This is a genomic window from Rothia sp. CCM 9419, assembly GCF_048512815.1.
Taxonomy (GTDB): Bacteria; Actinomycetota; Actinomycetes; order Actinomycetales; family Micrococcaceae; genus Rothia.
In genome coordinates this window covers 400,216-411,655 of record NZ_JBLXXY010000001.1, presented here as the reverse complement: position 1 = coordinate 411,655, position 11,440 = coordinate 400,216, and the positions used below count along the sequence as shown (strand labels likewise).

The 11,440-nt window shown below is 48.7% G+C and carries 6 protein-coding genes; 2 read left to right on the top strand and 4 right to left on the bottom strand.

Annotated features, from left to right (window positions below; all coding sequences use genetic code 11):
- Window positions 1-55: 55 nt before the first annotated feature.
- Both htpX and ACN08W_RS01985 read right to left on the bottom strand, forming a co-directional pair.
- Entirely contained in the window at window positions 56-946 is an 891-nt protein-coding gene (gene htpX, locus ACN08W_RS01990; RefSeq protein ID WP_419108659.1) for a zinc metalloprotease HtpX, read from the bottom strand.
- 128 nt (window positions 947-1,074) lie between these two features.
- The gene (locus ACN08W_RS01985) at window positions 1,075-4,074 is read right to left on the bottom strand and encodes a sigma-70 family RNA polymerase sigma factor (RefSeq protein ID WP_419108653.1); all 3,000 of its coding nucleotides are present in this window, start codon (window positions 4,072-4,074) and stop codon (window positions 1,075-1,077) included.
- Window positions 4,075-4,943: 869 nt separating this feature from the next.
- On the opposite strand from ACN08W_RS01985, the gene ACN08W_RS01980 reads away from it, so the two are divergent.
- Together ACN08W_RS01980 and ACN08W_RS01975 are read left to right on the top strand one after the other, a co-directional pair.
- Window positions 4,944-5,453 carry a Fur family transcriptional regulator gene (locus tag ACN08W_RS01980; RefSeq protein WP_419100927.1) on the top strand — a complete coding sequence of 170 codons (510 nt, stop codon included), beginning with the start codon at window positions 4,944-4,946 and terminating at the stop codon, window positions 5,451-5,453.
- Window positions 5,454-5,530: 77 nt separating this feature from the next.
- Window positions 5,531-6,994: a catalase gene (locus tag ACN08W_RS01975; RefSeq protein WP_419108652.1), complete on the top strand. Its 1,464-nt coding sequence runs from the start codon at window positions 5,531-5,533 to the stop codon at window positions 6,992-6,994.
- A 219-nt stretch (window positions 6,995-7,213) separates the two neighbouring features.
- Here the strand turns inward: ACN08W_RS01975 and ACN08W_RS01970 are convergent, their stop codons facing one another.
- Both ACN08W_RS01970 and ACN08W_RS01965 read right to left on the bottom strand, forming a co-directional pair.
- Window positions 7,214-9,691: an MMPL family transporter gene (locus ACN08W_RS01970; RefSeq protein WP_419108651.1), complete on the bottom strand. Its 2,478-nt coding sequence runs from the start codon at window positions 9,689-9,691 to the stop codon at window positions 7,214-7,216.
- A gap of 86 nt (window positions 9,692-9,777) precedes the next feature.
- Window positions 9,778-11,103, bottom strand: coding sequence for an SseB family protein (locus ACN08W_RS01965; RefSeq protein WP_419106574.1), 1,326 nt, complete (start codon window positions 11,101-11,103; stop codon window positions 9,778-9,780).
- Window positions 11,104-11,440: the final 337 nt, after the last annotated feature.

Below are 11,440 nucleotides of genomic sequence, written 5' to 3'. Positions count from 1 at the left end.
CAACTTATTTTTTGCTGCCCCACCACTCTTTTTATGAGGTTTTATACCAAATATTTTATAGTTGCCCCATACTACGAGCCTGCGCTTCAAGGCGAGCAATACGATCTTTCATCGGTGGGTGTGTTGCCATAAGTCGCTGTAAATCAGCTCCTCTAAAAGGCTGAGCAATCATCATTGACGCAGTATTAACTACCTTAGGATTCTCAGCAGACATCGGGTATCGACTCACCCCATGTTCTAATTTATGCAAAGCAGAAGCTAACGCAAGAGGGTCTCCAGTAAGTCGAGCGCCGTCTTCATCAGCATCATATTCACGAGTGCGACTAATAGCCATCTGAATCACACCAGTAGCGATAGGAGTTAAGAAGGATAGAAGTAAAGCTACAAGCATGTTCTGCCCGCGACCTTCGCGATTTCCTCCCCCAAACATTCCGGCAAAACCCAGATATTGAGCGATAGACGTAATAACAGAAGCAATAGCTGCAGCGACAGAGCTGGTCAGAATATCGCGGTTGTACACGTGCATTAATTCATGTCCGAGGACACCGCGCATTTCTCTCTCATCTAAAAGTTGCAAAATGCCTTCGGTGCAACAAACTGCCGCGTTCTGAGGGTTGCGTCCTGTCGCAAAAGCGTTAGGAGTCATCGTCGGGGCAACATATAAAGCTGGCATAGGTTGCCCTGCTTTTGCAGAGAGCTCTTCAACAATTTTGTACAGCCCAGGGACTTGTTCACGAGTCACAGGATAGGCATTCATCGACCGAATAGCAACAGTGGCAGAGTTCCAGTAGGTGTACATTACGCTACCGACGCTCATCAGCGCGAATATCCAGATAAACGCACTATTGTTCATCATTGATGAGAGAAGATAACCGACAAAGAGCAGGAACCCAACCATTGACCCCATGAGGACAGAGGTCTTGAGTCCGTTGTGGTGGCTATGCATATTCTTCATTCCTTGTAGTCTTCTTTTCTTCAAAGAATATATGGAAATCCTGAATAATTTATTGATTTTTTCTCAAAAGATGGCGGTGTTCCCTGCAAGCGCAAGAGAACACCGCCATCTTAGGAGAGTTAGATTCTTGAACCGACGCTGGTCGCGTTATCGAGACAAGAAATTGATTCAATCTCACGGACGTTATAGAACGCAGCGAGGACGTAATAGGTGTATTCGGAGTTAAGCACAGCAGATGGCATCCACACGATATCGGTATAGATATTCTCTGCAGGGTCGCCAAATACGGTGTAGTTCAACACGCATTGCATGTTTGTTGGAATGTCAGTTCTCCCAAAGTCATCCCAAGGAATGCTACGACTCCATTGACGGTATGCCTCAGTTCTGTACCATCCGGGAACAATGCTGTCTTCCCCTTCGTGTTCTCCTGTTTCAGGTTGAGGGTTTTCTTCGGGTGTTCCAGTGTCTTCGTCTTCGCTAATAGGTTGTGGAATAAGCCCGTAATACGGAGGCGGCACGGTGTCATCTGGTTGAGTCGGGGTGTTGTTGTCTTCGTTGCCGTCCCAGAAGTTATCGCCTGCTTCAGGTCGCCAGTAGCCGTCGCCGCTTCCACCGCTTCTTTCGTCATCTTCATAGGATGCACCAGGGCCTGCTGGTTCTGCCGGTTCGTTTGGCTCAGCTGGTTCAGCTGGTTCAGCTGGTTCAGCTGGTTCAGCTGGTTCAGCTGGTTCAGTCGGTTCAGTCGGTTCAGTCGGTTCAGTCGGTTCGTTTGGCTCTGCTGGTTCGGATGGTTCGGCAGGTTCAACCGGTTCGGCAGGTTCAACCGGTTCTGCAGGTTCAGTCGGTTCGTTTGGCTCTGCTGGTTCAGCTGGTTCAGTCGGTTCAGTCGGTTCGTTTGGCTCTGCTGGTTCAGCTGGTTCAGCTGGTTCAGTCGGTTCAGTCGGTTCGTTTGGCTCTGCTGGTTCGGATGGTTCAGCTGGTTCGGATGGTTCAGCTGGTTCAGTCGGTTCGTTTGGCTCAGCTGGTTCAGCTGGTTCGGATGGCTCGGATGGCTCGGTTGGTTCTGACGGTTCAGTCGGTTCAGCTGGTTCGTTTGGCTCTGCTGGTTCGGATGGTTCGGCAGGTTCAACCGGTTCTGCAGGTTCAGTCGGTTCTGCAGGTTCAGTCGGTTCAGCAGGCTCAACTGGCTCGGTTGGTTCTGCTGGCTCAACCGGTTCAGTCGGTTCGTTTGGCTCTGCTGGTTCAGCTGGTTCAGTCGGTTCAGTCGGTTCGTTTGGCTCTGCTGGTTCGGATGGTTCAGCTGGTTCAGTCGGTTCGTTTGGCTCAGCTGGTTCAGCTGGTTCGGATGGCTCGGATGGCTCGGTTGATTCTGACGGTTCAGTCGGTTCAGCTGGTTCGGATGGTTCAGCTGGCTGAATAACAGGCTCAGAGGTGTCGTCAATTTTAGCGGATCGAGTAGCCCATTCACTATTACCAGCAACAGTCCCCGAGCCATCAGGCTCATGGGAATCTGTAGGCTCAGGATCAGCGACCTTCGCGCTATGCTCCCCCTCAATCACGGGTACAACTCCAGGTTCAGAGTCTCCCTGCGCAGCAACAGGCTGAGCAACATCCGCTGTCTTCACAGCATTGATGCTCGCAGGTTCTTGAGTGCTAGTAGTAATAACTTGAGGTGAAGTTTTCGGCTCTTCAACCTTTGCCTGTTGAACAACCGGAGGTGCTGGCACCTTTGTAGAAGAAGCAGGCTGTGTTACAGGAGCTTCAGTGACAACAGGTTCAAGGGGTGGAACATCAACAACACGCGGGGCCTGTGCAACAGCTTTAACAGGTGAAGATTTTTCAGTAGCTGGCGATGCTGGAGCGACTTCAGGCACACTTGCGTTAGATGTAGAAGGTTCCGACGTAGGAGCCGTAGTTTTTGATGCAGGTTTTGGTTGCTCTGTAGCAGGCTGTGGTTTTTCTTCTTTAGAAGCAGAAGATTGAGGCTGTTCTGCTGGTTTTGCAGGTTTTTCTTGAGGTTCAGAAACATCAGGTACAGGTGCTTGTGCGGGGGCAGAAGTGATACCTTCAGCGCTAACAACCGGCCGTTGAGATTCGATAGAGGCTTGTTGAGTCGAAGCAAGGAAACCTCCAGCGACAGCAACTGTTGCTACTGTCGCGGCAGCAACACCTGCCGCAGCTTGACCTTTAGTCCCCCATGTCTTGGGAGAGAGAAAATTGAGAGTTCCAGCGCCAGAAGCTCCGCTACCACTAGCTGCCGCAGCTGAGGAGCCCATAAGTCCTGCACCAGCGGCAGTACCGCCAGCGGCAGCGGTGAAGGTTGGCGCAATGATTGCGAGCCCGTCTGTACCCCAGACAGAAAGACCGGCAAGAACAGGGAAAACCCAACTACGCATCGATTTGCTGACATCGACAAGGGAGAGGTATTCACCAGTACAGTGAGAGCACGCTTCAAGGTGTCCGCGTAAGGCGTCACTACGTTTTTGTGTTAATGAGCCTAAAACGTATGAGCTGATATGACTTGAAAAACGTTTGCAGTCCGCCGTTTTAGGAGTGTTTTGATGTGCGCGAAGGAAGCCTTCTTTAAGGCTATTTTTAGCGCGGAGGGATAGCGCCGAAACAGCGTTCGGGGAGAGGTTCATGGCAGAAGCAATTTCTTGAGGTTTTTTTGCCTCAATCTCAGTAAGCCATAAGACGGTCTGCCATCGTTCAGGCAACGAGGTAAAAGCAGAAATTACGTCGTCTGATTCGTGTAGTTTAACAACGGTTTCATCAAGGGTGCCCATTGCTTCAAGGTGTTCTTCTTCGCTAGGCACTTCGCGTTGAGACAATAACCCATATTCGCCTGCTAAGTGGGCGATGGTTGTGGCAAGATAGCCTCCCATATAGGTGCGGGGGCCTTTTCCATTTTCAAGTGCGTGCAGGATTCGCACAAAGCTCTCAGAGACAATGTCGTCTACACGGTGAGAGTCTGAAGTATGTTTAAAAGCAATAGCTTTCGCCATGGAGTTGTAACGACTATAGAGCTTGCTATAGGCCTCAATATCTCCATCGCGAACGAGCGATAGAAGAAACTCGTCAGTTTCTTCTGGGGTGCTAAAAGTATGTTGCTTTTGCATGTTCAGTTTCCTGCATTTCAGTGCAGCGCAGACACGCCAAATCTTGTTGCGCTGAAAACGATGGCTTTTTTCCACCAGTACTTAAGGCATTTAGCTGGGGGAAAATAAACCGTATGTGAAGTTTCCATTTTAGATAAAGTACCTAGATTATACCTAAATATTACGGCAAATACAGTCTAAGTAACACAACCACCGGCAAGCGCATCATTCCCTACTATGACGCCCAAACTTGCCGGTGGTCTTTACAGTGTTGGCGAGAGAACTTTTCATAGTTCTCTCACCATATGAGTAGGTATTCCCTAAACTACATGCCCTACCATGCAGATACCTACTATTTGTTATGTGATAAACAATCTCGGTTCCCTAAAGATATTCCGACATTGCAGCCCTTTTCGTATGCAAAGACTCTAGCTTGCGTGCAGCGCCTTTACTGTTTTCAGCAAAGTTTTAGCAAGTGGCTTCCCTAAGTTATTCCACTCTGAATCGATTCGTAACCGCCGGTGCGTACAGACTCTGTGTCTGCTGCGACCCGAACATCGTTCTTTGCTGATTCAACGGTTTTTACGCCGTCACTTATTAAGAGCGATTGAGGGGCAAATCGTGACGCGAAAAAATAAAAAACTTTCCAAAAAAATTCTGCCCCACTAAAATAATGCTTGTGACTAGGTGCAATAGAGAAAAAAGTTTTTTAGATTTTCTTGTTTTCAGCGGAAAACTTCGCGTTGGGAAACTTTTTTCTCATTCTGCTATTATGAGTAAGTCATATCTGCTATTATGAGTAAGTCATATCTGCTATTATGAGTAAGTCATATCTGCTATTATGAAATAGTCAGAATAAAACACTCAGGTGGACCATGAAAGGTGACCTTATGCATCACACCATGCAGACCCTCGACAGAGAATCACTCACACAAGCATGGACAGCAACGCTACGCACCAAAGGCCGTCGCGTCACAAAGCAACGCCTAGCGGTACTCGTAGCAGCACATAAGCACCCGCATGCTACCGCAGAAGATATTGTTGCAGCCGTCCGAGAAGAGCTACCAACTATCACTGTCCAGTCTGTATACGTCATCCTTGCAGACCTCGTCAGTATCAATATGCTCCGCAAATTCGAACCGCCTGGAACACCTGCACTCTACGAAACACGTACTGCAGACAATCACCACCACGCCTTCTGCATCCGATGCGGAAAAGTTCAAGATGTTGATTGCGCAATAGGTGCTTCCCCGTGTCTCACACCCAGTGACCACCACGGGATGGCGTTAATCTCAGCAGACGTCCTCTACCAAGGAATCTGCCAAGACTGCCAAACAGAGCAAGAACGCTCCGTGGCACAAGAACAACAACGCCAAGCAGCAGAACTTCACACACACTAATCACACAACAGGAACAGAGAGGGCCTTCCCCACATACGGCCCTCTCAACACCTCACAAAAATAAAGGAAGAAAAGTCATGACCGAAACTATCGGAACTTTTACCACTACAACCACAGGCACACCCGTTGCCTCCGACAACAATTCCCTCACTGTAGGTAACAACGGCCCTATCGTTCTTCACGATGCATACACCGTAGAAAAGCTCGCACAATTCAACCGCGAGCGCGTACCCGAACGTGTTGTCCACGCTAAAGGAACCGGCGCATACGGTGTTTTCAAAACAACTGAAGACGTCTCCGCATACACCCGCGCAGCACTCTTCCAGCCCGGCGTAGAAACCGAAACTCTCGTACGTTTCTCCACTGTTGCGGGAGAGCAAGGCTCACCTGATACCTGGCGTGACCCTCGCGGTTTTGCCGTTAAGTTCTACACCACTGAGGGTAACTACGACATCGTCGGCAACAACACCCCCATCTTCTTCATCCGCGACGCTATCAAGTTCCCAGACTTCATTCACTCTCAGAAGCGTCTACCCCAAACCGGTCTACGTGACAACGACATGCAGTGGGATTTCTGGTCACTTCGCACTGAATCAGCACACCAAGTCACATGGTTGATGGGCGACCGCGGTATCCCCAAGACCCTACGCCACATGGACGGGTTCGGCTCCCATACCTTCCAGTGGATTAACGCTGAAGGCGAGCGCTTCTGGGTGAAGTACCACTTCAAGACCAACCAAGGCAATGACTTCCTTACTGCTCAAGAAGCAGAAGAACTCGCAGGTAAAGACGCTGACTACCACCGTCGTGACCTCTTCGAATCCATTGACCGCGGAGAATTCCCATCATGGACTTTGCATGTTCAGATCATGCCTTATGAAGATGCTAAAAACTACCGTTTCAACCCCTTCGACTTGACCAAGGTGTGGCCACACTCTGATTACCCACTGGTTAAGGTTGGTACTCTTACTCTCAACCGCAACCCGCAGAATTTCTTCGCTGAAATTGAGCAGGCTGCATTCTCCCCCTCAAACTTCGTTCCCGGTATCGCAGCATCTCCCGACAAAATGTTGCTCGGACGTATCTTCTCTTACCCAGATGCGCACCGTTACCGTGTTGGCACCAACTTTGCTCAGCTACCTGTTAACTCTGCAAAGGCGGCACCCGTCAATAACTATTCTCAAGATGGAACTATGCGTTACAGCTTCAACGACCCATCAGTACCTTCTTACGCACCAAACAGCCTAGGTGGCCCTCACGCTGATGCTGAACGTGCAGGCGAAGGTTCTTGGGAAGCAGACGGTGAGCTTGTTCGTGCAGCAGCATCCTTGCACGCAGAAGACGATGATTTCGGTCAGGCACGCTCTTTGTACGCTGTAACCATGAACGATGAGGAACGTGCACGTCTCGTTTCTAACATCGCTGGACACGTTGGCGCAGTTCGCAATGACGATATTCGCGAACGTGCGTTGAAGTACTGGGATTCTGTTCATGAAGAACTTGGAGCACGTGTTCGTGAAGCGATTGCTCAGATGAGCTAAGCTCTGGTACTCACCCTAACGGTTTAGGGTAAAAGGAGTGGCTGTTACAAGATGATTCTTGTGACAGCCACTCCTTAGTTTAACTTGTAGTTTTGGTAGTTCTTGTTGACGCTAGATGGTCGTTTTTGTTTTCGCAACCAAGACGATTGAGCTTGCAGTAAGAGCCAAGGGCCTTGTCCTTGACACAATCTATCGGCAGGCTAAACTTCTTCCGGTAATCTAGCTCTTGAGATGTCGAGGTTTATTTTCTCGTACGTATTCGTCGAGATTCTCAAAGCTCTGTGACGTAACTTCTGCCGTTCCCAGAACCTTCTTGAGAGATGCTGGTAACCACCATGCTTTTTCACCCAGCAGATGCATTGTTGCGGGGATAAAGGTTGTGCGTACCAAGAATGCATCCATTGCCACGCCAATAGCTAGAGCAAAACCGATAGGACGAACAACCGTCAGGTGAGAGAATACGAAACCTGCGAATACAGAAATCATAATGACTCCGCAAGCCGTAACAACTTTGCCGCCTTGAGTGTAACCAACTTTGACAGCTTCACGAGCGGTGAAGCCCTCACGATAAGCGTCTCTCATTCCTGAAACAATAAAAATTTGGTAGTCCACAGAGAGCCCAAAAAGTACGCCCACCAGAAGAATCGGTAAAAAGGCAAGAATTGGTCCAGCATGAGTGACACCAAAGAGTGTTCCCAGCCATCCCCATTGATATACCAATACGACGGCGCCAAAAGCAGCCAAGGTAGACATTAAAAATCCGACGGTTGCCATTAGCGGTATGAGTAAGGATTTGAACACTACCGTCATAATGAGTAGACACAATAGCAAGACAACCGTCAGGTATAGGGGTACTGCCTGAGAAATACGATCAGATATTTCAATGTTGGCAACGGTCTGCCCACTTAAACCGATTTGTGTTCGAGTCAGGTTCTCTACCTGTGGTAAATCCTTATGTAGCTGATGAACTGTTGAGACTGTTTGTTCATCGGCAGGGCCAGTTTCAGGAGTCAACGCCACTACGACAACTGAAGAGTCTTTGCTAATGGCTGATACTGCCGCGGAGCGAATACCAGATATTTTGAGATGTTCGGCAACGTCAACGCCAATAGCATGAGCGCCAGCCGTATCTGTGCCTACAGGCGTTGTTGCCACAGCATAGATTCTGCCATTTGCACCAGGTCCAAAAGTGTCAGCAATTTTTTCGTAGCTTCGGTATGCGGTGCTATCTTGACTCTGATATGAGCCGTCCGGTAGCCCAAGGCGTAGCGTTCCCATAGGGATAATTGCTAGTCCAAGCAGAGTCAATGATAAGACGGTCATCATAACAGGATGTCGAGTCACGAATGCGCCCCATCCGCGCTCAGCTTTCACAAGCTTTTCTTCTTTAGTGTGTTGGGGCTGCCCCTGCCCTAAGGTCTTTTGTTGTTGTGTAGAGAGAATACGCATACCGACAAGAGCCAATAACGCTGGGGTAAGAGTAATTGCTACCAGTACAGTAACGCCTACAGTGAAAGCGCCAGCTAGCCCCATAATGCTCAAGAAAGGGATACCTGTCAGGCTCAACGCAGATAGAGCAACGATATTCGTTGCACCAGCAAATACGACGGAATGCCCAGCGGTCATATTAGCTTTAACAGCTGAAATGATGAGTGTGTTTCCTTCAGCGAGGAATTCTCGATGTCGATGAATGATCAACAATGCATAGTCGATACCAACACCTAGCCCGAGCATTAACGCGAGAACTGGGTCTGTTGAGGTCATGGGAATGATGAGTGTGCTGGCAAAGACTAGTAGCACTCCAACACCACAGCCTACTAGCGCAATTAGCACAGGAAGACCAGCAGCAATCACAGACGCTAAAGTGGCTAGTAGAACAATGGCTGCGACGATAAGACCGATAGTTTCTGAGGCGCCAAAGACCCCAGAGACATCTTGGGCTAGTTCGTTGCTGTAGTCGACGTCAATTCCATAGTTTTCTAGGGTGTTGAAGATGTCGAAGATTTTTTGACGTTGTTCGCTAGAGAGCGCTTGGACGTCTTCGGTAAAGGTGAGGGTGATAAGTGCAATATTGCCCTCTTTGGAGAGAACTCGTTCGCCGTTGGCAAGGTTGAGTTCTCGTTGAGCTTCAGCAAGTTTTTGTTCTTCCGTTTTGATACGGTCACGGCTTTGTTCTAGCTGTTGCTGCTGTTGAGCAAGCTCAGGGGCGTTTTGAACAATCCATTCGGGTGACGAGTCAGGAAGCTGTGAAAGTGCCCCAGCGAGGGCTTGCTGTCCTTGTGCGAGCTCTTCTTTAGCGTGTGTGAGCTGTTGTGTGCCTTGTGCTAGTAGCTCAGCGCCATCGTCTAAACGTTCTTGCTGTTCGAAGGGGTTTGAGATTGAAGCGACTTCGGGGAGATCTGCTATTTCAAGAGATAGTTGGCGAATCTTCTGACGTTCTTGGTAATCAATGGGTTTGCCGTCGCGTCGAGAAAGCACAATAGAAGCAGAGCTAGTGCCAGCTTCTGGTATTGCATGGTGAAGTTTTTCGTTAACTTTTTCGAATGTGGCACCGGGAATAGCATAGTTACTTTGAGCACCTTGAGAGAAAGTTGCCGCAAAAATACCGGCGACGCCTAAGATGAGCGCCCAAACAATGACGACGAGTTTTGAGTGACGAAAACATGTTATGCCTAGCCACCTTAGTATACTCTCCACGAACCGCCCCTAATAGTTTTTAATTGTCATTTTTTTGACCTAGCATGATGGTATATGCTTTGTCCCCAAAAGAGCGGTATCACGCGCTAATTACTGATATGTTGAGCCGAACGTACAATCTCGAGCAACTCTTGAATCTGAGCCATCGGCAACGTAGCTGACGGACTCAACGCGTTAATACGAACACCATCAGCACCCAAAGATTGAGCAAATTCGAGAACCTCCATGGCAGGAGCAGAACGCACCTGTAATTGAGGATCAACTGAAGCCACCTCTGCAGCCGAGGTAAATACCAACATCGTCTGAGGTTCTTGCCCTTCAGGAACAGGAACGAAGAGAGGGGCCTCTTCTCCGGCTCTTACCCCCATCAACAGCACGGAGCTGGGTGCCGTGAGCGCCGCTAGTAGACGTTGCATATCACCATCTAATAAAGCACTTTTAACGTGGATATTATGTGGAGTGCTCAACACCCACGCAACCTGCGGTTTCTCAATAAATGTTTCGTGTTCAGTGCCTGGGTCAATCACAACCACATCACAGGTTTTATCAGCTAAAAAGTCAAGATATACCTTGAACGCGTGCTCGCGAAGAATCTCTGGTTCAGAAGATGATTCTGTAAAGCGCGCATGAAATTCCTTGACATATTCGGAGCTGGAATAAAGGCATAGGGCACGCATATCGTTGGCAAGGCGAAGCACACGATAACGAATCGTTGAACGTGGGCCTATTTTTTGGGAGCCAGCAGGAACGAAAGTTGAATCACTAATATCTAGAAGGAAGTCCCCACCTAAAGAAGCTCTTAACACGTTAACTACCGTCGCGTCACTGCGTTCTTTGCCTCGAGCTTGAGACAGAGCTTCGCTCAGGTAAGGGTTAGGAACCTCACAAGAGTCCGTGTTGGGTTCGTGGTCTCTTTTAAGTCGCCCTGATAAGCGCAATTGTGCCCATTGTGGAATCTGGCTTGCATGCCGAGGGAAGTGCTCGAGGTGATATCGCACGTCTTGGCGAGACATGCGCCCCTCCCCCTCCCAGTCTTGAGGCTCATCTTGACGATTATAGGCTGCCCCTATCTGATAGTCAGGTTCGGGCCAGTTCTCTGCAGTCACAATAACGGTGGCAGTAAACCATGTACCTTCGTGTTCATCGTAGGCAGCGTGTTGCAGGTTTTCAATCTCAGGAATGACGATGGAATCTTCTTTAATGGGCCCAACACTGCCAACGTAATCTTGTTCATCACGCGTTTCGGTAATACGAGCAAAGATGGTTCCGCTTAACGGTTTAATGTCAAAAACAAGTTCGTTCCACCCTGGTTCGGTTTTAACCGTGTTCAGAAGCCAACTACCAATACGGGTGAGAGCTTCTTGAACTTTCGCAGGGCGTTCTTCTCTGCGAAAACGAGGTGTGTTCGTCATAGGTGGTCTTTCTTGCTCAGTGCGCAGGTGATACCGATAGGGGAAGTTCGTATTCCTTGCCTTTAAAGTTTCTCTATCTCATTTATTAAAGCAATGTTTTGAGTAGTTTTTCTCTTTTTGACGGAATCTACTCATTGTTGAGTCTTCATAAGATTTTTAAAATGGGGACAATTCCCCTCATAATGGAGTGTTCTTGCGTACTCTTTCAGTATGGGGCGGTGGTGGTGACACCCCGTAGGTGTTTATCCATATATGTCAGATATTCTTCATAATTGTGTTTCTCTTTCTAAAAAATGATGAAAACACTGGTTCTTGCAGAGATAAATACCAAAAATAG